At 41.6% G+C, this 23,676-nt stretch carries 32 protein-coding genes and 4 pseudogenes; 16 read left to right on the forward strand and 20 right to left on the reverse strand.

Features of this window, described 5'->3' with window-relative positions; all coding sequences use genetic code 11:
* Nucleotides 1-141: 141 nt before the first annotated feature.
* Nucleotides 142-399, forward strand: a complete 258-nt coding sequence (locus HK413_RS16510) for an acyl-CoA dehydrogenase family protein (RefSeq protein ID WP_317169250.1) — start codon at nt 142-144, stop codon at nt 397-399.
* 177 nt (nt 400-576) lie between these two features.
* On the opposite strand, the gene HK413_RS03535 is transcribed toward HK413_RS16510, so the two are convergent.
* From HK413_RS03535 to HK413_RS03555, 4 genes and pseudogenes are all read right to left on the reverse strand, one after another.
* Nucleotides 577-1,101, reverse strand: coding sequence for a sensor histidine kinase (locus tag HK413_RS03535; RefSeq protein WP_317169255.1), 525 nt, complete (start codon nt 1,099-1,101; stop codon nt 577-579).
* Nucleotides 1,079-1,564, reverse strand: coding sequence for a hypothetical protein (locus HK413_RS03540; protein ID WP_175269164.1), 486 nt, complete (start codon nt 1,562-1,564; stop codon nt 1,079-1,081). The genes HK413_RS03535 and HK413_RS03540 overlap by 23 nt, the downstream gene beginning before the upstream one ends.
* A gap of 95 nt (nt 1,565-1,659) precedes the next feature.
* Nucleotides 1,660-2,058, reverse strand: a complete 399-nt coding sequence (locus HK413_RS03545; protein ID WP_394353124.1) for a hypothetical protein — start codon at nt 2,056-2,058, stop codon at nt 1,660-1,662.
* A gap of 548 nt (nt 2,059-2,606) precedes the next feature.
* Nucleotides 2,607-3,785 (reverse strand): annotated as a pseudogene (locus HK413_RS03555) (acyl-CoA dehydrogenase family protein).
* Between the two features lie 80 nt (nt 3,786-3,865).
* Between HK413_RS03555 and folB the strand changes: the two are divergent.
* Nucleotides 3,866-4,228: a dihydroneopterin aldolase gene (folB, locus tag HK413_RS03560; RefSeq protein ID WP_246229665.1), complete on the forward strand. Its 363-nt coding sequence runs from the start codon at nt 3,866-3,868 to the stop codon at nt 4,226-4,228.
* On the opposite strand, the gene HK413_RS03565 is transcribed toward folB, so the two are convergent.
* Nucleotides 4,209-4,763 carry a glycosyltransferase family 4 protein gene (locus HK413_RS03565; RefSeq protein WP_317169256.1) on the reverse strand — a complete coding sequence of 185 codons (555 nt, stop codon included), beginning with the start codon at nt 4,761-4,763 and terminating at the stop codon, nt 4,209-4,211. The two genes, folB and HK413_RS03565, sit on opposite strands and share 20 nt — an antisense overlap.
* A 243-nt stretch (nt 4,764-5,006) precedes the next feature.
* Nucleotides 5,007-5,417, reverse strand: a complete 411-nt coding sequence (locus tag HK413_RS03570; RefSeq protein WP_175269168.1) for a hypothetical protein — start codon at nt 5,415-5,417, stop codon at nt 5,007-5,009.
* Nucleotides 5,418-5,501: 84 nt separating this feature from the next.
* Between HK413_RS03570 and HK413_RS16515 the strand changes: the two genes are divergently transcribed.
* From HK413_RS16515 to HK413_RS03595, 6 genes are all read left to right on the forward strand, one after another.
* Entirely contained in the window at nt 5,502-6,065 is a 564-nt protein-coding gene (locus HK413_RS16515; RefSeq protein ID WP_246229667.1) for an FAD-binding oxidoreductase, read from the forward strand.
* Nucleotides 6,020-6,904 (forward strand): FAD-binding oxidoreductase, encoded by an 885-nt coding sequence (locus HK413_RS16520; protein ID WP_317169257.1) that lies wholly within the window; start codon nt 6,020-6,022, stop codon nt 6,902-6,904. Before HK413_RS16515 ends, HK413_RS16520 begins: the two co-directional genes overlap by 46 nt.
* A 240-nt stretch (nt 6,905-7,144) precedes the next feature.
* Nucleotides 7,145-9,088, forward strand: a complete 1,944-nt coding sequence (locus HK413_RS03580) for a PAS domain S-box protein (RefSeq protein WP_175269169.1) — start codon at nt 7,145-7,147, stop codon at nt 9,086-9,088.
* Nucleotides 9,013-9,792: a sensor histidine kinase gene (locus tag HK413_RS03585; RefSeq protein ID WP_175269170.1), complete on the forward strand. Its 780-nt coding sequence runs from the start codon at nt 9,013-9,015 to the stop codon at nt 9,790-9,792. The genes HK413_RS03580 and HK413_RS03585 overlap by 76 nt, the downstream gene beginning before the upstream one ends.
* Nucleotides 9,793-9,867: 75 nt before the next feature.
* On the forward strand, nt 9,868-12,204 hold the full coding sequence (locus tag HK413_RS03590; protein ID WP_175269171.1) for a PKD domain-containing protein: 2,337 nt from the start codon (nt 9,868-9,870) through the stop codon (nt 12,202-12,204).
* Nucleotides 12,201-12,644: a gliding motility-associated C-terminal domain-containing protein gene (locus HK413_RS03595; protein ID WP_175269172.1), complete on the forward strand. Its 444-nt coding sequence runs from the start codon at nt 12,201-12,203 to the stop codon at nt 12,642-12,644. The genes HK413_RS03590 and HK413_RS03595 overlap by 4 nt, the downstream gene beginning before the upstream one ends.
* Here HK413_RS03595 and HK413_RS03600 read toward each other — a convergent pair.
* From HK413_RS03600 to HK413_RS03625, 8 genes and pseudogenes are all read right to left on the reverse strand, one after another.
* Nucleotides 12,637-12,816: a hypothetical protein gene (locus tag HK413_RS03600; protein WP_175269173.1), complete on the reverse strand. Its 180-nt coding sequence runs from the start codon at nt 12,814-12,816 to the stop codon at nt 12,637-12,639. The genes HK413_RS03595 and HK413_RS03600 overlap by 8 nt on opposite strands.
* Before the next feature lie 282 nt (nt 12,817-13,098).
* Nucleotides 13,099-13,407: a 3-keto-disaccharide hydrolase gene (locus HK413_RS19230; RefSeq protein ID WP_262886768.1), complete on the reverse strand. Its 309-nt coding sequence runs from the start codon at nt 13,405-13,407 to the stop codon at nt 13,099-13,101.
* Nucleotides 13,371-13,883 (reverse strand): 3-keto-disaccharide hydrolase, encoded by a 513-nt coding sequence (locus HK413_RS03605; protein ID WP_262886769.1) that lies wholly within the window; start codon nt 13,881-13,883, stop codon nt 13,371-13,373. Before HK413_RS03605 ends, HK413_RS19230 begins: the two co-directional genes overlap by 37 nt.
* A 415-nt stretch (nt 13,884-14,298) precedes the next feature.
* On the reverse strand, nt 14,299-14,574 hold the full coding sequence (locus HK413_RS16525; RefSeq protein ID WP_246229670.1) for an MATE family efflux transporter: 276 nt from the start codon (nt 14,572-14,574) through the stop codon (nt 14,299-14,301).
* Between the two features lie 192 nt (nt 14,575-14,766).
* Nucleotides 14,767-15,552: an MATE family efflux transporter gene (locus HK413_RS16530; protein ID WP_246229671.1), complete on the reverse strand. Its 786-nt coding sequence runs from the start codon at nt 15,550-15,552 to the stop codon at nt 14,767-14,769.
* Nucleotides 15,553-15,583: 31 nt separating this feature from the next.
* Entirely contained in the window at nt 15,584-15,796 is a 213-nt protein-coding gene (locus HK413_RS03615) for a hypothetical protein (protein ID WP_217452030.1), read from the reverse strand.
* Nucleotides 15,797-15,883: 87 nt separating this feature from the next.
* Nucleotides 15,884-16,303: a DinB family protein gene (locus HK413_RS03620; protein ID WP_175269174.1), complete on the reverse strand. Its 420-nt coding sequence runs from the start codon at nt 16,301-16,303 to the stop codon at nt 15,884-15,886.
* 49 nt (nt 16,304-16,352) lie between these two features.
* Nucleotides 16,353-16,685, reverse strand: a pseudogene (locus tag HK413_RS03625) (VOC family protein); the annotation flags it as partial.
* A gap of 229 nt (nt 16,686-16,914) precedes the next feature.
* On the opposite strand from HK413_RS03625, the gene HK413_RS03630 reads away from it, so the two are divergent.
* Nucleotides 16,915-17,625 carry a DJ-1/PfpI family protein gene (locus HK413_RS03630; RefSeq protein ID WP_246229673.1) on the forward strand — a complete coding sequence of 237 codons (711 nt, stop codon included), beginning with the start codon at nt 16,915-16,917 and terminating at the stop codon, nt 17,623-17,625.
* Nucleotides 17,577-17,885: a helix-turn-helix domain-containing protein gene (locus HK413_RS16535; protein WP_246229675.1), complete on the forward strand. Its 309-nt coding sequence runs from the start codon at nt 17,577-17,579 to the stop codon at nt 17,883-17,885. The genes HK413_RS03630 and HK413_RS16535 overlap by 49 nt, the downstream gene beginning before the upstream one ends.
* A 62-nt stretch (nt 17,886-17,947) precedes the next feature.
* Here HK413_RS16535 and HK413_RS03635 read toward each other — a convergent pair.
* Nucleotides 17,948-18,375 (reverse strand): annotated as a pseudogene (locus HK413_RS03635) (secondary thiamine-phosphate synthase enzyme YjbQ).
* An 88-nt stretch (nt 18,376-18,463) separates the two neighbouring features.
* On the opposite strand from HK413_RS03635, the gene HK413_RS03640 reads away from it, so the two are divergent.
* Together HK413_RS03640 and HK413_RS03645 are read left to right on the forward strand one after the other, a co-directional pair.
* On the forward strand, nt 18,464-18,691 hold the full coding sequence (locus HK413_RS03640) for a PLDc N-terminal domain-containing protein (protein ID WP_175269175.1): 228 nt from the start codon (nt 18,464-18,466) through the stop codon (nt 18,689-18,691).
* 73 nt (nt 18,692-18,764) lie between these two features.
* Entirely contained in the window at nt 18,765-18,962 is a 198-nt protein-coding gene (locus HK413_RS03645) for a YqaE/Pmp3 family membrane protein (RefSeq protein ID WP_175269176.1), read from the forward strand.
* 2 nt (nt 18,963-18,964) lie between these two features.
* On the opposite strand, the gene HK413_RS03650 is transcribed toward HK413_RS03645, so the two are convergent.
* Together HK413_RS03650 and HK413_RS14695 are read right to left on the reverse strand one after the other, a co-directional pair.
* On the reverse strand, nt 18,965-19,189 hold the full coding sequence (locus tag HK413_RS03650) for a hypothetical protein (protein WP_175269177.1): 225 nt from the start codon (nt 19,187-19,189) through the stop codon (nt 18,965-18,967).
* Between the two features lie 131 nt (nt 19,190-19,320).
* Nucleotides 19,321-19,473 carry a hypothetical protein gene (locus HK413_RS14695; RefSeq protein WP_217452031.1) on the reverse strand — a complete coding sequence of 51 codons (153 nt, stop codon included), beginning with the start codon at nt 19,471-19,473 and terminating at the stop codon, nt 19,321-19,323.
* Between the two features lie 162 nt (nt 19,474-19,635).
* Between HK413_RS14695 and HK413_RS03655 the strand changes: the two genes are divergently transcribed.
* Nucleotides 19,636-20,301 (forward strand): class I SAM-dependent methyltransferase, encoded by a 666-nt coding sequence (locus tag HK413_RS03655; RefSeq protein WP_175269178.1) that lies wholly within the window; start codon nt 19,636-19,638, stop codon nt 20,299-20,301.
* Here HK413_RS03655 and HK413_RS14700 read toward each other — a convergent pair.
* A pseudogene (locus HK413_RS14700) lies at nt 20,206-21,455 on the reverse strand (dipeptidase). The gene HK413_RS03655 and the pseudogene HK413_RS14700 overlap by 96 nt on opposite strands.
* Before the next feature lie 109 nt (nt 21,456-21,564).
* Here HK413_RS14700 and HK413_RS16540 point away from each other — a divergent pair.
* The 3 genes from HK413_RS16540 (at nt 21,565) to HK413_RS03670 (ending at nt 22,555) form a co-directional block, all read left to right on the forward strand.
* Nucleotides 21,565-21,894, forward strand: coding sequence for an SIMPL domain-containing protein (locus tag HK413_RS16540; protein WP_246229677.1), 330 nt, complete (start codon nt 21,565-21,567; stop codon nt 21,892-21,894).
* Nucleotides 21,870-22,070, forward strand: a complete 201-nt coding sequence (locus HK413_RS16545; protein ID WP_246229678.1) for an SIMPL domain-containing protein — start codon at nt 21,870-21,872, stop codon at nt 22,068-22,070. Before HK413_RS16540 ends, HK413_RS16545 begins: the two co-directional genes overlap by 25 nt.
* 299 nt (nt 22,071-22,369) lie before the next feature.
* Entirely contained in the window at nt 22,370-22,555 is a 186-nt protein-coding gene (locus HK413_RS03670) for a hypothetical protein (protein WP_175269179.1), read from the forward strand.
* Between the two features lie 106 nt (nt 22,556-22,661).
* Here the strand turns inward: HK413_RS03670 and HK413_RS03675 are convergent, their stop codons facing one another.
* Both HK413_RS03675 and HK413_RS03680 read right to left on the reverse strand, forming a co-directional pair.
* Nucleotides 22,662-22,997 (reverse strand): hypothetical protein, encoded by a 336-nt coding sequence (locus HK413_RS03675; RefSeq protein ID WP_175269180.1) that lies wholly within the window; start codon nt 22,995-22,997, stop codon nt 22,662-22,664.
* Between the two features lie 90 nt (nt 22,998-23,087).
* On the reverse strand, nt 23,088-23,534 hold the full coding sequence (locus HK413_RS03680) for an acyl-CoA thioesterase (protein WP_175269181.1): 447 nt from the start codon (nt 23,532-23,534) through the stop codon (nt 23,088-23,090).
* Nucleotides 23,535-23,676 lie beyond the last annotated feature (142 nt).

Here is a 23,676-nt window from a genome sequence, read left to right on the forward strand (position 1 = left end):
TAAACGGCGCAAAGATGCGATCTCCAACTCCCTTTTGCGGATATTGCTATTGTTTGGGCAAAAAACGAACAAGGCAAAATACAGGCTTAATAGTTGAACGCGGCAGGAAGGTTTTTACTACAAACTGAAACACATAAACAAGTGGTCGTTACGCGCGTCGGCAAAACCGGCGAACTGGTATTTGATAATGTTAAAGTGCCCAAAGAAAACTTGTTGCCCAACGTATCCGGTTTAAAGCGATCCGCTGGCTGCCTTAACCAGGCGCGTTACGGCATTGCCTGGGGCGCTATAGGCGCAGCTATGGATTGTTATGATACCGCATTACGTTATGCTAAAGCGCGTAAACAGTTTGTAAACCAATTGCTGCTTCCAGCTACAACAAAAAACTGGCCGAAATGATAACCGAAATAACAAAGGCTCAGCTTCGTTGGTTTGGCGCTCACACTTTAAAAACGAGAATCGGGCACACCTGCGCAAATATCAATAAAAACGATTGCTATAAAATCGGGCAGATGTTGGTGGAATGGGTATAACAGGCGAATATCCTATTATGCGTCATATGATGAAAGTCGGTGATCATATGAGGGCACACATGTAGGTAGTAAACATATTAAAAATCTGGTCCTTTAGTTTTTCGGGGATACCAATGCCATTATCTAATACAGATATTACTACTTCATCTTTTTCTTTAACCAACTTAACAAAAATAGGGGCGCCGGTAGGACTAAATTTAATGGCGTTGCTTATCAGGTTACTTATCACCCGCCAGATTTTTTCGCGGCTTATTAATATTTCAAGCGGGGCGCCTAAGGGCTCGTAAAATATCTTCTGTCCTTTCTCTGATGCTTTAAAACGAAGCAATTCAACACTGTTGTTTACCAGTGAGTTAATTTCGACAGGTTCAGGGTTTAATTCGATAGAAGAGATGTTCGTTGCCTCTAATATTTCATTGATCAGCTCAAGCGAGTTATAGGATGTTTCTTTAACCAGGTTTATCAGTTCTTTTTGATCCTCGGTATATTCATCATCAGCCATTAAATTTGTTAATGAAGCTATACCACCTATCGGGTTTCTAAGGTCATGCGCTACGGTACGCAGTATCCTGTCTTTTCTGGCTGCTTATTTTTAGATCATTTAAAGCCCGTTCCAGCACACTGTTTTGCTCATTAATTTGCTGGTTTAACAGGTTAACTGTTTGTACATCCTGTTTTGATCTTTTCCAATTACGGTAAATCAGGAAGATAATAACCACGGCCATTAGGGTTACAACAATTATTACGTAAAGGGATATCAGCTGTATTTTATTATTGTTGCTTAACTGCTCTATTTGCCGCTGTTTTTCGTAACTGTCAAACTGCTTATTGATATCACTTTCCTTTAAAAGATTGAGCTTTTTAATATTCGAATCTTTAACCGTATTGTAAGTTTGCAGATATGCCAAAGCCTTAGGTAAATCTTTTTTACGCAAGTAATACTTGCTCATCAGGTTATTCCAGTCGGCTTCTACGTCAGAGTTGTTTATGGTTTTAAGTTGGTTGCTAATTGCAGTTAACAATTCAAACAACTCTTTATCTCTATGCTGCTCGTAATAAAGCTTGGCCAGCTTTATTTCACTGAAGGCAGCATCATTATTATCATAATCTTTTTGCAGATTTATTGCTATGCTCTTTTTAATAATTCAACAGCCTGCTGATATTTACCCTGCAAAACCAATACCTCTGATTGATTGCCATAAACAACGCCGCGGGCAATTTCTATCATTTTTGGCCGGTCTTTAAATTGCGGCCCATATTTGTTAATGAATTTTAAAGACTGATCGAAATAAATCAATGCACTATCCAACTGGTTATTATGCTTATAGCTAAGGGCAATGTTATCCAGTAATTCCTGTACGTGATAAAAGTTCACAAAATCGGCGGGATTGATTTCAAGATAATTGTAGCTTTCTTTAAAATAGTTTTTAGCCAATTTATAATTGCCCATTTTATAAGTTATCATACCCATACGGTATAGGTAATAAGACAGGACTTCTTTGTTGAAACTATTTTTTCCGATTATATATCCTGGAAAAGGTGCTGATAGGCATCGTCATATTGTTGCAAGGCAAAATAGGCATCAACCAAGGCAAAATTAGCATCTACATACAGGTGTATGTATTGTTTTTTATTTACGCTGACGCTTTGCGTAGCGATATTAAGCATCGTATCTGCGTATAATAAGGCTTTTTATCATCGCCTGCCTTATGGTAATAAAAATATCGATAACCGTAGCTACGGTATCTGTCTTCACGTGTCAGATTATCTGAATGTTTTACTACCGAATCAAGCACCCGTAAAGCTTCCGGGGCTCGATTAGTGCCAAACAAGGTATCAACATGTACAAGTACTTTTTAAATTCTTCAGAATTGCCACTCGCTTCAGAACTTTTTGCTTGCAGGAGGTTATAATGAGAGCCAGCAGCAGCCACCACCAACTACGTAGGGTATATTTAGTGTACTGATGTTTATTAAGGCAAATCAAAATTATTAATTACTGCAGCAGATAAACAAATATACTCTTTACAGCTATAATTAGCGCTAAAGTAGTAAGGTTTTTACGTCAAAAATTTTATTTAAAAGCTTCTTCGCCGGTAATGTCCAAACCGGTTATTAATAAATGTATATCATGTGTGCCCTCATATGTAATCACCGACTCAAGATTCATCATATGACGCATAATAGGATATTCGCCTGTTATACCCATTCCACCCAACATCTGCCTTGCTTCACGCGCTATGTTTATAGCAATCTCAACACTGTTACGTTTGGCCATTGATATTTGCGCAGGTGTGGCCCGATTCTCGTTTTTAAAGTGGCCGGGCGCCAAACCAACAGCTGAGCCTTTGTTATTTCGGTTATCATTTCGGCCAGTTTTTTTGTTGTAGCTGGAAAGCAGCAATTGGTTTACCAAACTGTTTACGCGCTTTAGCATAACGTAATGCGGTATCATAACAATCCATAGCTGCGCCTATAGCGCCCCAGGCAATGCCGTAACGCGCCTGGTTAAGGCAGCCAAGCGGTCCTTTTAAACCGGATACGTTGGGCAACAAGTTTTCTTTGGGCACTTTAACATTATCAAATACCAGTTCGCCGGTTGCCGACGCGCGTAACGACCACTTGTTATGTGTTTCGGGTGTAGTAAAACCTTCCATGCCGCGTTCAACTATTAAGCCATGTATTTTGCCTTGTTCGTTTTTTGCCCAAACAATAGCAATATCCGCAAAAGGGGAGTTGGAGATCCACATCTTTGCGCCGTTTAGCAAATAATGATCGCCGGCATCTTTAAAATTTGTGGTCATGCCGCCCGGGTCTGATCCATGATCGGGCTCGGTTAAACCAAAGCAACCCATTAGCTCGCCGGTTGCCAGTTTGGGCAGGTATTTGTTTTTCTGATCTTCGGACCCATAGGCATAAATAGGGTACATTACCAACGATCCTTGTACGGATGCAGTTGACCGGATGCCTGAGTCGCCACGCTCAATCTCCTGCATAATGATGCCATAGGCCATATAATCCAACCCCAGGCCACCGTATTGTGCTGGAATAGTAGGGCCAAAGGCACCTATATCCGCCAATCCTTTTAAAAGCTGTTTCGGAAATTCAGCACGCTGCGCATAATCCTCAATTATAGGGCTTACTTCTTTTTTACCCAATCGCGTACGCTTTTACGGATCAGTTTATGCTCATCAGTTAATAATTCATCTAATAAATAATAATCGGGCGATTCAAAAAGATCAGTTTTAGCCATATAAATAAATGTTGGTAAACAAATTTAACGAAAGCTAACTTAGATATAGGCATATTGTTAATCTTAATTACTTTTGACTCATGATTGTAGCATTACACGGCGCAGAGTTTTTTGCCTGGCACGGCTTTTATCCCGAAGAACAAAAATTAGGGTGTCGCTTTATTGTTGATATCGAGGTTGAGTTTAAACAACCCGGTAATCTGGATGAAGATAATCTGGCCAATACCGTTAATTACGAAAAGCTCTATACTATAATTTGCGAAATAATGAAGGTGCCTAAAAAGTTATTAGAAACGGTGGCACAAGCTATTATAGCCGAAGTGAAGCAAGAGTATAATTTTGTTGATAGCATAAAACTTACTTTAAAAAAGCTAACCCTCCGCTCGGTGGTAAAGTGGCTTATTCGGCGGTATCGCTTAGTTATCAAAAAGGATAATAGTTAGTTACGGTATCATTTATTTTTTCGGGCCATTTTTGTTTTGCGGCATATTTGGCGGCCGCCGCGCTCATGCTGCTTACTTTAGCGGGATTGTTATAAAGTTCAAGCACCGCTTCTTTTAATTCGGCCACGGCAATAGCAGGCGATTCGGGGCTGCATCTTATCCCGGTTTCATCACTTACAATAATGCCCTGCCCATGTAAATTAAGGGTGATCACAGGCATACCAAAGGCCATAGCTTCTATAACCTGCACACCATTTGAATCGCGCAGCGAAGTGAAAAAGAAAACGTCATGCGAATCATAATAGGAGCGGACCTCTTCGTACGGAACTTTTCCTGTTAAACGTACGGTATCTTCCAGCCCATATTCTATGATACAATCTTCAATTTCCTGCTGCATTTCGCCATGTCCTACAATGGTAAGGGTTATACCGGCGTATGCTTTTAACTGTTGCATAACCTCCAATACCAATAAAACGCCTTTACGCGGCATAAAACGCCCCACCCAAAGTAATTGCAGTTTATCTTTTTTGGCGATTTTATTTTAAGCTGATCAGGAAAAAAACTATCAGGCAAAGCGGTATCCAGCGATATATGACAGTTTTTTGCACCCGCAGATTTTGCCAGCGCCATCGTCTCGGGATTGGATACCAACACCGAATAAGCTTTTTTAGCATCTTTTTACAGGCCGGGTTATTCTTGACCAGGATATCGCTTACCCGCTCTCTCTTTACTTCGGATGCCCAGTAGCCTTTAAAATAACTTTTAAATGCCTCAGGGGCTATTTGCCCGCCACCGGCGGGGCCAAATACAAAGGGAATATCCAGCTTATATAAAAACGAGCCCATTTGTAAGCTTCCCAGGTCGCGTGATGGGCCGGGTCGAATTTGAATTGCTTGTGCAAACCGGCTGCCTTTTTATATGCCAGCCATTGCCATAGCATATAGTACATATAAATACCAGGCCCCGGTGCATGAAACAACCGCTCGGTACCCAGCGGCATAGTTATATAATAAAATGTTACATTATCGGGCCTGGCGTGTAATTCTATATCCTCTTGGTTTACGCTCCGGGTAAGGCAGTGTACCTCATAACCCTTCCCGGCCAGCCCGAGGGCCCAGTTCCAGCCATTGCCATCTTCTGATCCTTTTGAAGGATCGCATGCAAAAACAGATAGCAACAGCTTTTTCATATTGGCGGGATATATTTATGCGTTAATTATACATATAAAAATTAATTTACAGCGCATAATACATAGTTTTGGTTTTCGCAGTTTATGGTCTACAATAAAATAACCCCGGATATATTAAGCGCAATTAACCAGATTGTTGGCAGTGACGCGGTTATAACCGGTCACGACGAAATGGAACAATTCAGTCATGACGAAACTGAGGATTTGCGCTATTACCCTGAAGTTGTTGTTAAGCCAAAGTCTACCGTAGAAGTCGCAGCATTATTAAAACTTTGTAATGAACACCTAATACCCGTAACACCGCGCGGTGCGGGCACCGGTTTAAGCGGTGGCGCACTACCCGTAATGGGCGGTTTGGTTATAGCGATGGAACGCTTTAATCAGGTTATAGCTATTGATGAGCAAAACCTGCAGGCCACTGTAGAGCCCGGTGTTATTACCGAAGAGTTTATGAACCAGGTAGCGGCTAAAGGGTTACTGTACCCTATAGATCCGGCAAGCAAAGGTAGCTGCTTTATTGGCGGTAATGTATCGCACGGCTCGGGCGGGCCAAGGGTGGTAAAATATGGCACAATACGCGAATATATATTGAACCGGAATTGGTGCTGCCATCAGGCGAAATTATATGGACGGGGGCCAATACTTTAAAATATGCATCGGGCTATAATTTAACCCAGCTCATCATTGGGTCGGAAGGTACGTTGGGTATCGTCACCAAAATTGTAGTAAAGCTTATTCCGGCGCCAACTGTCGATGCGTTAATGTTGGCATCCTTTCCATCAAATGGTGCGGCGTGTAAAGCAGTATCGGCTATTTTCAGGGCCGGGATTGTACCGTCCGCACTTGAATTTATGGAACGCAGGGCAATAGAATGGGTGATAGAAAAAGACGCGATAGTTTTTAACCTGCTACCCAATGACGCGGCATTCCTGCTGATTGAGGTGGATGGAACAAATGCTGATATGATATTTGCTGATTGCGAAAAGGTCAATACGGTATTAGAAGAGTATGGCTGCACTAATGTATTATTTGCAGATACATCGGCCCAAAAGGAAGAGTTATGGCGCATAAGGCGAACTATAGGGGTATCGGTAAAATCAAATTCTGTATATAAAGAGGAAGATACGGTTGTTCCGCGGGCGGCATTACCGCAATTAATAGCGGGCATTAAAGCTGCCGGGAATAAGTATGGGTTTGAATCTATTTGCTATGGCCATGCAGGTGATGGCAACCTGCATGTAAATATCATAAAAGCCAACATGAGCGATGATGACTGGAACCATAAATTAAAAGATGGTATCCGCGAAATATTTGAGCTGACGGTATCCCTTGGCGGGACATTATCAGGCGAGCATGGGATAGGACTGGTACAGAAAGATTTTATGCCGATAAAATACTCACCCATACATTTTGAAATATGGCGCGGTATCAAGCAGGTATTTGATAAAAATTATATTTTAAACCCCGGGAAAATATTTAACAGGTAATATTAGCGGTACAGGACATAGCGTTTGCTACTTGTTGATTTTTCCTTTAAAGAAAATATATCTGCAGCAGATGGCTTTGAAAATTAATTACAGGTACAACTGCGCTAATGATTTGCATTATGAATAATGTAACATCTTTAAAAAGTATAAATATTTTAGCATATTGTAACAATTATTTAAATCAATAGGGCTTATAACTTGTTATGTGGTATTGATTTTATTACAAATCATAATCCTGATATGGTTATAAAACTACCTGAATACAGTTATAAAGATATTTTTTACAACAGCGAAGCTACTATGCTTATAATAAGTATAGACAAGCCATCGTACACTATTATTGACGTAAATAACGCCTACCTTAAAGCAACTAACAGTACCCGCGAAGCGTTGATAGGTACATCCGTTTTCGGCGCGTTCCCGGCAAATCCAACAGACGAGGAATCTAAAAACATTGAGCGTACCACCTTTTCGTTTGATGAAGCTATTCGCTCAAAAAAGCCCCATACCATGTACAATTACCGGTATGACATCCCTATACCCGGTACTACTGAGTTTGAGGAGCGCTGGTGGACAACCACCAATACCCCGGTTTTAGACGATGATGGTAATGTAGTATACTTTATACATTCGCCTATAAATGTAACCGAGTTAAATAAAGTAACTCAGCGTGAACAGGCCGGGGTTGAAGCACTTAAACAACAGCAGCAACAGTTGTATTCTACATTTATGCAGGCGCCTGTTGGCATAGCCATATTAAAGGGGCCCGAATTTGTTGTTGATCTTATCAATCCGCAAATATCTAAGCTATATGGCCAAACAGCCGACCAGATGATGGGTAGACCGATATTTGATTGCATACCGCACGTAAAGGGGCAGGGGTTTGAAGAATTGTTGGATAGCGTACGCTTAACAGGTGTTCCGGTCAAAGGCGAAGGCGCATCGGTATTGTTAGAACGGAATGGAGTATTAGAAACCGTATATGTAAACTTTGTTTATCAACCATTTAGGGAAACTGATGGTACCATAAGCGGGGTTATTGTTGTTGCTAATGAAGTTACCGAAACAATTATTGCGAAAAAGAAAATAGAGGAGGCGGAAGAGCGGGCACGTCTTGCTGTAGATGCCGTTGGCTTGGGTACTTTTGATCTTGACCTGTTAACAGGTGAGATGATAACCTCAAGCATAGCCGCAAATATTTTAGGTTTTGATAAACCTGTTCCGCGTAGTGAGTATGTTTCTGTTTTCCACCCGGATGATTTGGAGCTTAGAAAAAAGGCGCACGAAGATGCCATCACATCCGGTCGGCTATTGTATGAGGCCCGGGTACTTTTGAAAGACCAAACCATCCATTGGATTAAGGTGGAAGGTAAAGTTATTTATGCCGACAACAGAGAGGCCGTCAGGATTTTAGGTACCTTACTGGATACTACCGAACACCGAAAAGCAATAGAAGAACAGCGTAAGTTAATTACACTGGTTGATAACAGTGTTGATTTAATGTCGATACTGGGTATGGACGGTACTAACTCCTATATTAACCAGGCTGGCATGGATATGCTGGGTTTTGATGACGCGGAACACGTCGCAAAAGTACCTATTGCTGAATTGCATGACCCTGCACACTTTGCAATAGTTGAACAGGAAGTTTTGCCAACCGTAATGAGCAAGGGCCGCTGGGAGGGAACCATGCTGGTACGCCATATTAAAACCGGTGAGATCTTCCCGGTTTATAACAATTGTATCCGCATAGATGATCCGGTTTCGGGCGCGCCTATAGCAGTAGGCGCAGTGATGCGCGATATGCGGCCCGAACTTAGAGCTAAACAAGCACTGGCAGACAGTGAGCAACTGTTGCGCAATATTACCAGCGCCGCGCCTACAACGCTCTGGATGTCTGATGCGTCAGGCGGGGTAACATACGTTAATCAAACCCGGATAGACTGGACAGGCAGAAACTATGAGCAGCATTTGGGCACTGGCTGGCTGCATTCTGTTTTACCGGAAGACCGAAAAAAGGTAGCCGAAAAGCTAAGCGAAAATATAACAGTACCCGGCCTGTTCGAGGCTGAATTCAGACTTAACCATGTGGATGGAACTGTTCACTGGTGTGTTTTAACAGGGCAGCCGCAATACGATGGCAGCGGCAAATTCTGGGTTATATTGGCTCGTGCGTTGATATAACCGAACAAAAACATATCCAGCAACAAAAGGATGATTTTATAGGCATAGCCAGCCACGAGCTTAAAACTCCGGTTACAAGTATTAAAGCGTATACGCAGGTTTTAGAAAAAATGCTGCTTAAAAAGGGCGAGACCAAGGAAGCTGCAATGATAACCCGCATGGACGGGCAAATAAACCGCCTTACAAGCCTAATTTCTGATTTGCTTGATGTTACCAAAATAAACTCGGGCAAGCTGCAGTTTAATGACAGGGAGTTTGATTTTGTGCCAATGGTGCAGGATTTGATTGAAGACCTGCAACGCACAACAGAGAAGCATACCCTGATTGAAAATCATACAGATATAGGTATAGTATTTGGTGACAAAGAGCGCATAGGCCAGGTTATTACCAACCTCATAACCAATGCAATCAAATATTCGCCACAGGCCGACAAGATAGTTATAACTACTTCTTTAAAGGATGGCGAAGTTATATTATGTGTCGAGGATTTTGGCATCGGCATTGCCGAGGATAAACTGAATAAAGTATTCGAGCAATTTTACCGGGTTAGCGGCGATATGCAGCATACTTTCCCGGGTCTGGGGCTGGGTTTGTATATATCATCAGAAATAATTAAGCGCGAAGGTGGCAAAATCTGGGTGAATAGTATTGTTGGCAAAGGTTCAACCTTTTGCTTTTCAATACCATTGCATGGTAAAACCTAAATAATGACATAAAGGTCTGTATAGCGTATTGGGTATTTACTTAATTTGTAATACTTTTATGTTGCCGATTATAAAATGTGCCGGGAAGAGAACACGCTACAAGTAATTAATAAGCGATATTTATTAGCTATAGCTTATGTACTGCTATTTATTATAGCTGGTTCTCATAAAGGTTATACCCAAAGTTTAGGCGATCCTATAGTGCATATTACTTTTGGGTCTGGTATCAACCAATTTGGCGGTGCACTTAGGCCCGATTCAGGATCAACCACCTATGCTTATATAGCAGCATCACCCGACGATAATGGCTATACCATCACCAACACTACAGGCGGTTTAAATAATGGTTGGGGCTTAACTACTGATCATACCGGAGATCCAAATGGTTATATGATGATAGTAAACGCAAGTTATACGCCCGGCGAGTTTTATAAGCGTAAAGTTCGAGGATTGTGCGGCAATACAACTTACCAGTTCTCTGCCTATATAAAAAATATAATAAAGGCCCCCGGTAAAATTTTACCCAACGTTAGTTTCAGTATAGAATCACTTGACGGTACTGTTTTAGGCAGTGGCGATACAGGCGATATTATACAGTTAGGTGTATGGAACAATTACTCCTTCAGATTTACGACAAGCGGTTATGACGAGGCTGTAATTATCAAAATGGTAAATAACGCCCCCGGCGGCCGTGGTAATGATATTGCTATTGATGATATTGTTTTCAGGCCCTATGGCGCACCTTTAAGGGTTACGTCTGATCAGGCCAATGCTGCTTTTTGCGAGGGCGAATCACATCCTGTAACTATTAAATCCACTACGGCACCTGCAGGTAATTCTCAAAAAGTACAGGTTTATAAGAACAAAACATGGGTTGATCAAACTTCGGCAAGCACAGCTACCTCATTCACTGTTATGTCCCCAACCGAACCGGGGACCTATTCTTACAGGCTTGTTACCAGTTCGGCAGCTAATATAAATTCACCCAATTGTGTGGTAGCTTCAAATGCATTTGAAGTAAAAGTTTTGGCTTTGCCGACGGCAGATTTTTTGGTGGCTAAAGCTACCTGCCAAAGCGAGCCTATTTTATTTACAGACCAATCAACAGCCGGTGATGCAGAAGTAGGAAGCTGGCTTTGGGAGTTTGGTGACGGACAAACATCAACAGAACGAAATCCTGAGCATATATATAACACCTCCGGCGATTTTCCAGTTAAGCTAACGGTAAGGAATAAGCTGGGATGTGCACCGTCTAATACGACCAAAATAGTACATGTTTTTAAAAGCATTGATATGGCTTTCAGCTATTCAACCCCGGGTTGTGCAACAAAGGCCATAACCATTACCGATCAATCGGTTAGTACCGATGGCTTTGTGCTGGCGCGTGTTTGGGACTTTGGTGACGGCAGCCCTACAGAAACCCACAATAATGGCGCTCCTTTTCAGCACACTTACGCAACCGCGGGTAGCTATCAGCTAAAATTAACCATGAATACCGATAGGGGGTGTACGTCGGTACTTAGCAAAACTATTGTAATAAACCCATTGCCTGTAGTTGATTTTACCCTTCCCCCAACGTGTGCAGATGGTAGTTACGCTAAATTTACTGCTAATACCCAAATATCCGACAATAGTAACCTTACTTACTCATGGGACTTTGGCGACGCTGGCAGCGGCGCTCTCAATACATCCACACAAAAAAATTCACAGCATATATTTTTGAAGGCGCAGTTATACCAGGTTACATTAACGGTAACTTCTGCCTCAGGTTGTGTTAGCGCTATAACCAAGCCGGTTATGATTAACGGTTCTAATCCTGAAGCTGATTTTGACGTGCTGAATGAAGCATCGTTATGCAGTGGACGTAACATATACTTTCGCAATAAAGCAGCTGTTTTCCCGGGTTCAATAACCAGGATAGATTGGTATTATGATGCCGACAATGCAAGCATCCCGCCCGAGGTAGATAATAATCCATCCCCCGGTAAGTTATACTACCATCTCTATCCGCAATTTAGCGCACAGCCTAAAAAAACGTTTCGGGTGGTGATGCAGGCTTATTCAGGCGAAACCTGTATGAAACCCAAAGAGGTAACGATAACCGTATATGCTGCAGCTTCACTCGCTTTTAACGGGCCCGACTCTTTGTGTTTAAATAATGGACCTGTACAACTTGTGGCAAAAGAGGGTAGTGGTATTGCCGGAAGCGGTATGTATAAGGGAACAGGCGTTAGCGCCTCGGGATTATTTGACCCCATGATTGCCGGTGTTGGCACACACACTATAAGCTATATTTATACGGCCGCGACAACGTGTGCCGATACTGTAACCCGTGTAATAGTTGTTAAACCCATACCTACGGTTGATGCCGGGAAAGATATGGTTATAGTAGCGGGGGGATTACGCGTTTGAACGCCAGTGCCACAGGTGATAGCCTTAAATACCAATGGTCTCCGGCGATAGGTTTAAGTAGCACCACTATTTTAGATCCGGTTATTACTGTAACTAAAGACATTACCTACACGCTTACCGTAACAAATAACAAAGGCTGCTCGGTTAGTGATAATGTAAATATAAAGGCATTGTTAGACCCTGTAGTACCTAATACTTTTACGCCAAACAACGATGGTATAAATGATAAATGGGACATCAAATATTTAGATAGCTTTTCCAGTTGTACCGTTGATGTTTTTAACAGAAACGGGCAAAAGGTATTTTCATCTATTGGTTATAAAACGGCTTGGGATGGTCAATCCAATAACAGCAACCTGCCGTTTGGGGTTTATTATTATATCATTGATCTTAAAAATGGTCGTAAACCTGTAAAGGGGTATGTTACCATAATCAGATAACAAAATTATTAAGCCAATTGTTGTTTACCACCGGTGGAGTGATCATGGTATCAATAAACTCGCCAATAGCCTTAAGGGTATACATATCCCGGTAGTCTTCATTGCGTTGCATCCATTCGCTACCCAATTTATAAAGCATAGCTGCTTTACCGTTTACTTTAACTTTCCACACCCGCCGGTTTTAAAATATCCCGCAGTAATTTCAATAAGCTGTGTGGTACCGTCGGCCAACTTCAGTTTATAATTCATGTTGTGATGATTTAATTACTTGAATAGTCCGTTTTTTATCAAATGGCAGCAGGCTTTAGTTGTAATAAATACGCTATAACTATCTTAATATTGTGTAGTAATATGTTAAATTCTGTAACTAATTGATAGACTTTACAATTGAATTATATATCAACAAAAAAGCCGTCCCGGCTTATATCAGGACGGCTTAATTTATAGCGGAAAATTATTCTCTAATCCAGATATTACGGTAGCTGATAGGTGCGCTTTTATCACCATGTGCCTGTAGCCTTATTGATGCCGGGCCATGTGCAGTATATTTGTGCGTTGTAGTAGTTGATGTAGCGCCTTTAATGGCAACATTATTTTGAACCAACACACCGTTGAAGAAAATAGTAACGCGTGCAGGTTCTTTTACGGTTCCATCAGCGTTAAATTCAGGATCGGTGTAGGCAATGTCATAAACATTCCATTCGCCGGCTTTATGAGCAGGGTTTACTAAGGGGATAGATTCGCGGTATACACTGCCGGCCATGCCATTAATGTAGGTTTTATTTTCGTTGTTGTAGGTGTCCAATACCGGATCTCGTATTTGCCCGATAAAAATATACCGCTATTGCCACGGGCCTGCCCGGTACCGGTAATATCAGCAGGGATCTTCCACTCGATATGCAGCTGGAAGCTGCCAAATTTACGTTTGGTTTCGATATCTCCGACTGTTTTATCAACAGTAAGGATACCATTTGCTACGGTCCATTTCGCAGCTGATTGATCTTTTGGCGACTGCCATTCGTCTAAATTTTTGCCATCAAATAATATGATGGCGTCTGAAGGTGCATTTCCACAGGTTTTAGCAGGAGTAACTACATTGGGGATGGGTGCAAAAAGCTCGGCATTGGTGGGGTTTGCTGATGCAAGGTTAGCTTGTTTAATAGTAGCGCTTGTTACCTGCCCGTAGCTAACAGATGTTAAACATAACAGGCCGGCTGCCAAAATAAAATTGTATTTCATGAATTTAGTTTTTGTGTGATCGTTATAATGTTCAATCCAAATCTATAAGATTTTAATTTATTTAAGGGATTTATAGCTGCCTTTAACCAGGCAAACAAAAATATTACAAAGAGCCCCAACTTAAGGAGTAATAATTACGTATCAATCAGTATATAAATAATTAATTAATTAATATGGAATTTTTAGACAAAGATCCTTACCCAGAGAAACCAATCGGAGTTGTGATTTTAGGCTGGGGTGTAGCAATACTATTGGTAATAGATTTCCTTTGGTGTATACTATAAGTTGTGTTTAAGCTTACACTTTAACTTCTTTCCACTTGCCTTTTTTAAAGTAATACCATGCCGCCGGGGCCAGCATTGTCTCGGCTATGGGGATGGAGATAAAAGCACCGGTGGCTTTCATATCTAAATGTTTAGACAGGTACCAGGCCAATGGTATTTGGATCAGCCAAAAACAAATAAAGTTTATCAGGTAGGTGTTTTGGTATCGCCGGCACCGTTAAGTGCCGGGTCATTACCATACCTATCCCGTAAAAAATATAAGCCGAGCCAAAAACCTGCAAAGCTTGTGTACCATATTTAACAACCGCCGCGTCCTGCGTAAAAATGCGGATAATATGATTGGAGAAACATAAAAATATAATCATCACCGCGCCCATAAATATGGCGTTATATTTGGCGGTGATCATCACGCTTTTTTCGGCGCGATCAAATTCTTTAGCCCCCGGTTCTGGCCAACCAATGTAGCTGCCGCGTTACTTAGGCCCCGTGCAGGCAGTATAAAGAAAACCACGTTACGTATAGCCACCGGTAACCCGCAGAAGCGGCCGTTCCGCCTGTTTCAGCCACTAAACGTGCTACAACTATCCAACTACCGCTGGCTATAATAAATTGCAGCGTAGCGGGCCAGCTATGTTTATGATGGTTTTAATTACGGGTGCATCAAAATTGAAGTGGGCAGATGTGAACTTCACGATACCATTACCTTTTATTAAGTGATAAACCCGGTAAACTACACCTGATGTACGGCCGGTTACCGTTGCCATTGCCGCGCCCTTTAACCCGAAGAAGTGAATGAGGATGGGGCAGAGTATGATATTAACCAAACTGGCTATCCACAGGCTTTTCATGGCCATTGCTGCGTTACCCGCCCCACGAAAAATGCCGTTTATAAGGAAGATCAGGATAATAACCAAACTGCCGCCAAACATAATGCGCGTAAATATGGCGCCATCGGCAACTACCTCTCTACTGGCACCCATCAGCCCTAAAATATCACCGGCGTATACCATGCCCACAACAGTTAATATAGCCGATATGATAAAAGCAATAATTAATGATTGTGCACCTGCATGGGCCGCGCCATCCGGGTTTTTCTCGCCGATGCGGCGGGCAACCACCGCGCCCGCGGCCGTGCTTAAGCCAATGGCTATCGAATAAACGATGGTAATAACAGATTCTGTCAATCCAACACTTGCTATCGCGTTTTCGCCAAGCTTGCCTACAAAAAATATATCAACTAAAGCAAACACACTTTCAAGGCTCAGCTCTAAAATCATAGGAACTGCCAATAGGAAAACCGCTTTGCGGATACTGCCTGTAGTATAATCCCGGCTCTCGCCATTAAGAGATTGTTTGATTACAGAAATAATGTGTTTTAAGGTCATAATGTGAGTAGTCGGAAAAGGCTATAATTACTTACAAAAGTACTTCACAAGAATAGCCATTCGCATTTAATACTTCAATTATTTTTTCGGGGACGACGGCTTTCGCCTCCACCCGTAAAATTTTGTCACAGTCTTCAAGGTCAAAGTTTACCCGGCTTCCGGGGAAATGATGAAGCAATTGCCTGATCAGTATCTCAGACAGCTCAACTTCGGTAACATTTGTTTTAAAAACTTCGACTATCATAGAATTAATTATCCCGCTAAGGCCTTAGCTATATTTTTTAGCTGGTTAGTGTGCCTGGTGGTATGGAAGACATAGAACCACAGAAATTCAAGCCTGGTCCAGTGGCGGAGCTCCGGGTATCTCAAAATCAAGACAGGTTAAAGTCAGGTCGAGTGTTTTAGCAGCAGTTATTAACTTATCCAAACTGTCTTCCAGTTTAGCCAGCATTTCTTTTTTATCATGCGGCCCGTCAGACGGATAAATAAAATCAGGCGACTTCATTTTAATATCCATGTTTAAAAAGAGTTTGCCAGTTTCTTCTACGTTTTCATCCGGCGCGCGCTCCGTGGGTTGGTTTTTGCCATAAAGTACATTAACGCCCAGCGCTTTAAAAATATGCTCGGTAACTTGCCCTGCCGTCCAGCTATCTTTAAAGGGGACAGTGTTAAACTGGTCATCGGGGATGGAAGAGATAGCCTGTGCAAGATTTGTCCTGGCGTTTTCTAATTCTGTTAATAGATCTTTCATAGGGTGAATATTAAGTGCCCTGCTTATTCAAGCAGGGCATGTTAGGCTGTTATTTTTGGTTTTCGTCGTAATTGATCATCCATTTAATACCAAACTTGTCTGTAAGCATGCCAAAGTATGCGCCCCAGAACATTTTTTGGATTGGTACTTCTACAAGTGCTCCTTCAGACAGGCCTTCAAATATTTTATTGGCTTCATCCATACTGTCAGGAGTGATAGAGATAGAGAAGTTATTACCAAAAGTTAAAGTATGCCCCGCTGATTCTAACGCGTCGGTTGCCATAAGGATGGTATTGCCAATAGGTAGTGAAATGTGCATTAATTTGTTCCTGTCTTCTTCAGGTAGGTTTGCACCATGTTCGGTATCGCTAAAGCGTGTAAGCCCTAAAAACTCGCCGCCAAAAACGGATTTGTAAAAGTTAAAAGCTTCTTCGGTATTGCCCGAAGTTTACGTAAGGATTGATGTTTGCCATGATTATGTTGTTTTTAGTGTTTTTGATAAGGCTAAGGTAAGGGCTATTAATAATATTCAGGGTGTGTGTAAATGTCAACTATAGGGGGTATTCGGGACATTTTTTTATATATTTAGCCGTTACCAAATATTAATACAGATGATACAACTGGGGATTTTACTAACGAACAGATACAGGCTATTAAGCGTGGCCGCTATTTTAGATGTTTTTGAAAGTGTTAACCGTTTTTATGTTAATGATGGCAAAGCACCGGCTTTTGATATCTCTTTGTTTAGTGCCGATGTTATAGATCAACAAAAAGCCATCGAATTTAACAGCTACCAGATCCAGCAGACTGATACCGCGGCAAAGCAAGACCTGATATTTATCCCGGCATTTGTTTCGGCGGATATAGGGCTGGCTATCCGCGAAAATCAAAAGTATATTCCCCGGCTGCAACAACAGTTTAAAGCAGGAGCCGAGCTGGCTTGTGTATGTACCGGGGCGTTTTTATTAGGTGCAACCGGTTTGTTAAATGGCAGGCCGGCTACTACGCACGTTGATGCCTGTAAGCAGTTCGCCAGCGCTTTCCCGACCGTGAAATTACAGGAAGATAAAGTGGTTACCGGAGATGGCGGCCTGTATACCAGCGGCGGATCGACATCAAGCTTTCATTTAATGCTGCACCTGCTGCAGAAGTATTGTGGTAAAGATATAGCTGTACGTACCGCCAAACTTTTTCTATTGATATGGATAGGGAGCATCAAACATATTTCAGTACTTTCTCGCCATTACAGCAGCATAATGATGAACTGGTTACCATGGCACAAAGAAGTATTGAAAGCTCATATAACAGCACTGGTACCATAGAAGAATTAATAAAAGAAATCCCCGGCAGCCGCCGTAATATTGCCCGCCGTTTTAAGCAAGTAACAGGGATAACTCCTATAGAATACCTACAAAAAACCCGTATTGAAGCGGCTAAAAAATTGTTGGTAGAAACCAACCAGCAAATGACCGAAGTTATGGTTAACTCGGGCTATACCGATCCAAAAGCATTCCGCAAGATCTTCAGGAAAACAGTAGGGATGACACCAACCGGGTACCGGGAAAAGTTTTATATGGGATAGCACCCACCCAGTCCTCCCCAAAGGGGAACTAACAATTTTAAGTCTCCCCCTTTCGGGGAGATTTAGAGGGGTTCTCCCCACGCCGTTATCATCAAACTGCGGTTGCCGCCATAATTTCTATGCTCACATAAATAAATGCCCTGCCATATGCCCAGCGCGAACCTGCCGTTGCGGATAGGGATCATTACCGAGCTGCCTAACAGAGCGGCTTTTAAATGTGCAGGCATATCGTCGGGGCCCTCGTCATCGTGCAAATAATCCGGATCGTTCTCGGGTACCGCTTTGCTGAAATACATTTCAAAATCTTTGCGCACGGTGGGATCAGCGTTTTCGTTAATGGTTAATGATGCCGATGTATGCTGGATAAACACCGGCACATGCCGGTTTTGATCTCGCTTATTTGTGGTAACGATTGTAAAACCTCGGCAGTTATTAAATGGAAGCCCCGGCGGCGCTGACTAAGCTGTATTTGTTGCTGGTGTATTTTCATGGGTGGTATGTGCCTGCAAATTTATCGCAATAATCAGGCTAATATTAAAAATCTGATTTAAAACTGTAAATTAGTAAAAACCTTTATCATGAATATGTTAGCTTTTTATGAATTTAGTTCGGCCGAACTATGGTTAATCGGATTTGCTTTACTGTATCCACTATTGGTGATTTACTGCCTGGTAGATATTGTTCGCTCCAATTTTAAGGATTCAACCACCAAACTCATCTGGGTATTGATTGTGCTTTTCGCGCCCTTCCTTGGCTCAATTGCTTATTTGGTTGTTGGCCGGCAAAGCAAAACGCTGATCCCTTAATCTGACGTTAAGCTGTAACTACTTAGCCGCTACGCTGTCTAACAGGTATATTGAAATATATAAATTTACAGTTATGCGCTATTTTCTTTGTTTGTTGTTACCGCCCCTTGCTGTGTTTACTACCGGCAGGATAGGTGCCTTTATACTGAGCATTATTTTAACCATATGTTTCTGGATCCCGGGTGTAATACACGCCATATTGGTTACTAACGATTATTACGCGGCCAAAAGGCACCGCCAGTTGGTTAGGGCAATGAAATACGGCAGGTAAGTTTATTGCCTGGTATAATAAGTGCCCTGCACTATTTTATAAGACGTATTAACACTGAGGCCCCAACCTTCGTTTAATGTGCCGGTACGCAGGCTTTGCAGCCCCATATCAGTTAATGTTAGGGTTAGTATAGGTTTAGTTTCACTGCCGCCAATGTTTTGTTTTAAGGAAAGATTTGTACCTAATATGGTATATTTCAGGTAGCTGGTTGTATCGGTTGTTGCCACTGTAGCGCCAAGTTTTCGACTTTGGGCGGTAACATACGCGCTGCCGTCGGCATTATAAATTTCTGTAAAGGTGCGGCTTGCATTTGCATCAGTAAAAGTAACTGTCGAATCTTTTAAGAGCTCGTTAGTGGTCAGATCATAAATTTTTGTGTTTTGCTGATATGCTTTCCGGTGCCCACAATTAATTTGGCATATTGCGATTTTGCGCCGGCCAGGTCATCCTTTTTGCAGGAAAGCACCGCACAGGCAATTAAAGACGAGAGTAGTAAATGTGAATTTTTCATAGGTTAGGTTTGTTTAGGGTTATCCAAAACTATATAAATAATTATACACAGCCGCTTTTGTAACGGAAATAATAGTTTGAAATAACCGGGAGTATAATTGTATTACGTAACAAATAAAGCAATGGTTGTGTTTGCTTAACTTGCAACAATTTTTTAGGTACTATGAATGACGTTTTAGGACAAGCCATATTTGATCATTACCACAAATTGCCGGGCGGTAAACTCTGGATAAACAATAAGTATGGCCCTAAAGAAGAGATGCCCATAGCTACTTATTTTAGGGGCGAGGATGATATGCCAGATATTGAATGGATGGCGCTTGAGCAATGCCGGGGAAAAGTTTTAGATATTGGGGCCGGCGCAGGAAGCCACGCTTTGCTGTTACAGGAACAAGACGTGGACGTTACAGCAATTGATATCTCGCCGTTGTGTGTTAAAACTATGCAGGAGCGGGGCGTTATAAAAGCAACCGAAGCCGATATATTTACCTACCAGGCAAAGTTTGACACTTTGCTATTACTAATGAATGGTATTGGTTTGGCCGGTACCTTAACCGGTTTAAAAGACTTGCTGATACATCTTAAAACCTTGTTAAACAAAGGCGGGCAATTGCTGTTCGATTCGTCGGACATCGCTTATCTGTATGAGGGTAACCTGCCCAAACAAGGCTATTACGGCGAGATCCAATATCAATACGAATATAAAAAACTAAAAACCGAATGGTTTAACTGGTTATATATTGATGAGCATACCCTGCAGCAAATAGCTATTGAAACCGGCTATACTATGGAAGTATTGATTGAAGACGAATTTGGGCAATACCGGTAAGGTTAACCCATTAGCCTTTATTCGCTTTAAATACCCGCATAAAATTACCGCCGAATATTTTGGCGACATCCTTTTACTGTAACCGATTTTTAATAGCGCTGCTTTTATTTTAGGGTAATCGGCAACGCTATCCATTTCCTGTGGAAACGATTCTGATCCGTCAAAATCCGACCCAATGCCAACATGGTCAACACCTATCAGCTTTGCTATATAGTCAAAATGCTTTATCAGCATACTTAGCGGCGGGCGCACCTGTTCCGATTCGTCTTTATGTATGGCGCTTAACCTCTCCACAGCCAGGTCGCCATCATGGTATATTTTTATCAGTGAATCAAGTTCAGCGCGGTGTGCCCTGATAAACGCATTTTCTTTTTGATTATATGTGCTGTCAACAAATCCGCTGTAAAAATTAACAAACACTACACCGCCGTTTTTAGCTATTGCCTGTAGTTGCTGGTCCTTTAGGTTGCGCCGGTTCTTATCCAGGTTCCACACGCAGCTATGCGATGCAATAACGGGTTTACCGGTTGTAGCAATTACGTCATAAAAGGTTTGTTCGCCAACATGCGATACATCAACCATCACACCCAGGTCATTCATATGATGCACTATTTGTTTGCCAAATTCTGTTAATCCTTTATGTTTCAGTGTATCCGGCATAGCCGTTTCGGTAGCTGCTGACGTTGCCCAACTGGTACTGTTGTTCCAGGTTAACGTCATATAGCTCATGCCGCGTTTAGCCAGCTGATCAGGTAAGCTATGCTGTCTTCTATCATGTGGCCTCCCTCAACGCCGATTAAAGCGGCCAGTTTACCTTTTTTAACCGTGGCTTTTAGTTGCTTCGGGGTAGTAACTAATGCTATTTTATCAGGGTAACGCTTTATCAAAACAAAAAGCGAATCTATTTCGCGGTTAGCCATAGCATTTGCAGTGCCCTTTCCGTAGGTTCCGCTACACCATATAGAAAATATTTGTGCGTTTAACCCGCCTTGTTTAGCGCGTACCAGGTCAAAATTGCCTTCTGTTTGCAGCTGGCCCAGGTCGTGCCCTGTAATTAATTCGTTTGATATCGCGTCGTTATGGGTATCAACTAATAACTGCGCTTTAGTGCTGATAGTAAAGGGGAGCAGTATAATTAACAGCAGTTTTTTCATGTTGTAATTTAAGGTAAAAAACGTGCCGGGCAAAAAGTTAATGTCATTTGTACTTTTTAATTAAACTTTATGCCCGTTATTTGTTCTATATCTACAAAATATATACACAATGAAAAAGCTATTTATACTCACAGCACTAATCTTAGCAAGCTATTCCAACTTTGCGCAAAATGTTGACCTGCGCCGTAAAATTGAAGTAACCGGTATAGCCGACCAGGAAGTTACCCCTGATATTATAAACGTTACCATATCCCTGCAGGAATATGTTAACGGCAAAACAAAGGTTACTATTGAACAGTTAGAAAACCAACTGGAAGGCGCTATCCGCGATGCCGGTATTCCGAAGGAGGACTTTACTATTAATAATTTATCAGCCTATAACAATACCTACCAAAAAAGAAAAATCCCGATTTTTTGGCTTCCAAACAATATGGTATAAAGTTTCATGATCTGAACCGGTACAACCAGATACTGAGCAAGATTGATCCTAAAGGCATCCAAAGCACGTATATTGAGAGTTATGACTATTCAAAAGCAGATCAGCTTAAAAACGAATTAAAGCTTAAAGCGCTTTTATCAGCCAGAACAAAGCAGCCTATCTGCTGCAAGGAATAGGCGAAACGTTAGGACATGTGATTAATATTTCTGAAAGCGATAACAGCAATTATCCGCAACCAAGGCAGGTAATGTTTAAAAGCATGGCCGCTAATGACGTTAGGGGGCAGTTGCTGAATCGGATATCGACGTAAGGAAAATAAAAATAAGTTTACAGGTAAACGCCGTGTTCGAGATAAAGTAGAGTGACTACCATTTATTTGTTAAAGTATTATACGCCCCGGTTTGTTAGCCGGGGCGTATTTTGTTTTATATAAATTAATATATTTGGTTATCAATTTAACCTTACACTTTTAAAGATGAATATCTTCATTAACTTCCTTAAAAACTTCTTCCCGGCAACCGGTGCCATCTGGTTCTTCAGCGCGTTAGCTATTATCATCTTGAATCTCAACTTTGGGCCAAGAGAAATAGCCTTTACGTTAATCCTTCCGTTTGCTTACGCTGTGGTGCGCGTTTTTGACAAGGTAAATGTGGTTGGATAACATGAAGTAATTGAGAAGTAGTCCCGTGTATTATCCACTTACATCATAACTGTATAAAATATACCCATACGCCGGTCGCTGTATAGGTGCATAAGCAGTGTCGCTTTTATTTTGGCACCACGTAGTTAAATACAAAACTGGTGTGGCTTGCATCTTTAACCGGCACTATAGGGCCCAGCGCTTTACCATTATATGTAATGTTGGTTGTAAAGGTAGCGGTAGGGGTTGACACCGCCTCGATGATAACCTTATGCCCGCCTTTTGGTGTAAATGTATAATCTAATGAGGTTACATCATAATCATCCTTGGTGACAAAATCGTTAGTAACGGTATCGGTCTCGGTTACGAAGTATGAAAATTTCTGGGTGCTGCTGATTTTTACCACCATTTCCTTTTTTGCCGGAGTGGTATCTTCCGGAGCGGTGGTGTTATTTTTTTGCATCCAAAAAAGCAAACTAATATTAAAAGAGACAGGTAAATGTTTTTCATGGTATGTAGATTTTGTTTTTATACGTAATAACTCTAAGTTAAGTTAATTGGTATTCAAAATTAACCTCGGCTCATCATAAGCTATCATCTTTTCGCGTTCTGCAGTTGGTATTTGTACTGATTTGCCTGCCTTATAATCATAGCAAATGCAAACAGTTTTGCCGGTAGTGCAAATCTCCTCGCCCGTAGGAGTTATTCTTACCAAAACGTGCATTACATCAAAGCTGCTGTTGCCAATGCGTACCACACGTACATAGCAGGCAATTTGGTCGTGCAGGGTAATGGGTTTTAAGTAATTTACTTCCGACCGGCCCACAATAATCCCATTCTCACTAAAATTCCAATTGATGGCTTCCTTCCAGTAGTTAAAACGGGCAATTTCAAAATAGGTAAGGTATATGGCATTGTTAACATGCCCCACCGCGTCAATATCCGAAAAACGGATAGGTATATCGGTTTTAAACCTATAATCAGATAGTTTTTCAGTCATCAAGTGTCATTATGTCTGTCGATAATTGGTTAAAGCGACAAATAGTCATTAAAGACTACTCAAAAAGCCATTGGTATAGCTATTGATTAAGTACTTGCGAAGTTAATAAAAGAAAAAACTTAGGAGGATATAAAAATGACTT

This window comes from Mucilaginibacter humi, assembly GCF_013087555.1.

Coding starts and splice junctions, on each gene's coding strand:
- folB (WP_246229665.1), top strand. CDS start 3,866: ATGATTGTAGCATTACACGGCGCAGAGTTTTTTGCCTGGCACGGCTTT.
- HK413_RS03570 (WP_175269168.1), bottom strand. CDS start 5,417: ATGAAAAAGCTGTTGCTATCTGTTTTTGCATGCGATCCTTCAAAAGGA.
- HK413_RS16515 (WP_246229667.1), top strand. CDS start 5,502: ATGGTCTACAATAAAATAACCCCGGATATATTAAGCGCAATTAACCAG.
- HK413_RS03580 (WP_175269169.1), top strand. CDS start 7,145: ATGGTTATAAAACTACCTGAATACAGTTATAAAGATATTTTTTACAAC.
- HK413_RS03590 (WP_175269171.1), top strand. CDS start 9,868: ATGTGCCGGGAAGAGAACACGCTACAAGTAATTAATAAGCGATATTTA.
- HK413_RS19230 (WP_262886768.1), bottom strand. CDS start 13,407: ATGGCCGGCAGTGTATACCGCGAATCTATCCCCTTAGTAAACCCTGCT.
- HK413_RS03605 (WP_262886769.1), bottom strand. CDS start 13,883: ATGAAATACAATTTTATTTTGGCAGCCGGCCTGTTATGTTTAACATCT.
- HK413_RS16525 (WP_246229670.1), bottom strand. CDS start 14,574: ATGATCACCGCCAAATATAACGCCATATTTATGGGCGCGGTGATGATT.
- HK413_RS16530 (WP_246229671.1), bottom strand. CDS start 15,552: ATGACCTTAAAACACATTATTTCTGTAATCAAACAATCTCTTAATGGC.
- HK413_RS03615 (WP_217452030.1), bottom strand. CDS start 15,796: ATGATAGTCGAAGTTTTTAAAACAAATGTTACCGAAGTTGAGCTGTCT.
- HK413_RS03620 (WP_175269174.1), bottom strand. CDS start 16,303: ATGAAAGATCTATTAACAGAATTAGAAAACGCCAGGACAAATCTTGCA.
- HK413_RS03630 (WP_246229673.1), top strand. CDS start 16,915: ATGATACAACTGGGGATTTTACTAACGAACAGATACAGGCTATTAAGC.
- HK413_RS16535 (WP_246229675.1), top strand. CDS start 17,577: ATGGCACAAAGAAGTATTGAAAGCTCATATAACAGCACTGGTACCATA.
- HK413_RS03640 (WP_175269175.1), top strand. CDS start 18,464: ATGAATATGTTAGCTTTTTATGAATTTAGTTCGGCCGAACTATGGTTA.
- HK413_RS03645 (WP_175269176.1), top strand. CDS start 18,765: ATGCGCTATTTTCTTTGTTTGTTGTTACCGCCCCTTGCTGTGTTTACT.
- HK413_RS14695 (WP_217452031.1), bottom strand. CDS start 19,473: ATGAAAAATTCACATTTACTACTCTCGTCTTTAATTGCCTGTGCGGTG.
- HK413_RS03655 (WP_175269178.1), top strand. CDS start 19,636: ATGAATGACGTTTTAGGACAAGCCATATTTGATCATTACCACAAATTG.
- HK413_RS16540 (WP_246229677.1), top strand. CDS start 21,565: ATGAAAAAGCTATTTATACTCACAGCACTAATCTTAGCAAGCTATTCC.
- HK413_RS03670 (WP_175269179.1), top strand. CDS start 22,370: ATGAATATCTTCATTAACTTCCTTAAAAACTTCTTCCCGGCAACCGGT.
- HK413_RS03675 (WP_175269180.1), bottom strand. CDS start 22,997: ATGCAAAAAAATAACACCACCGCTCCGGAAGATACCACTCCGGCAAAA.
- HK413_RS03680 (WP_175269181.1), bottom strand. CDS start 23,534: ATGACTGAAAAACTATCTGATTATAGGTTTAAAACCGATATACCTATC.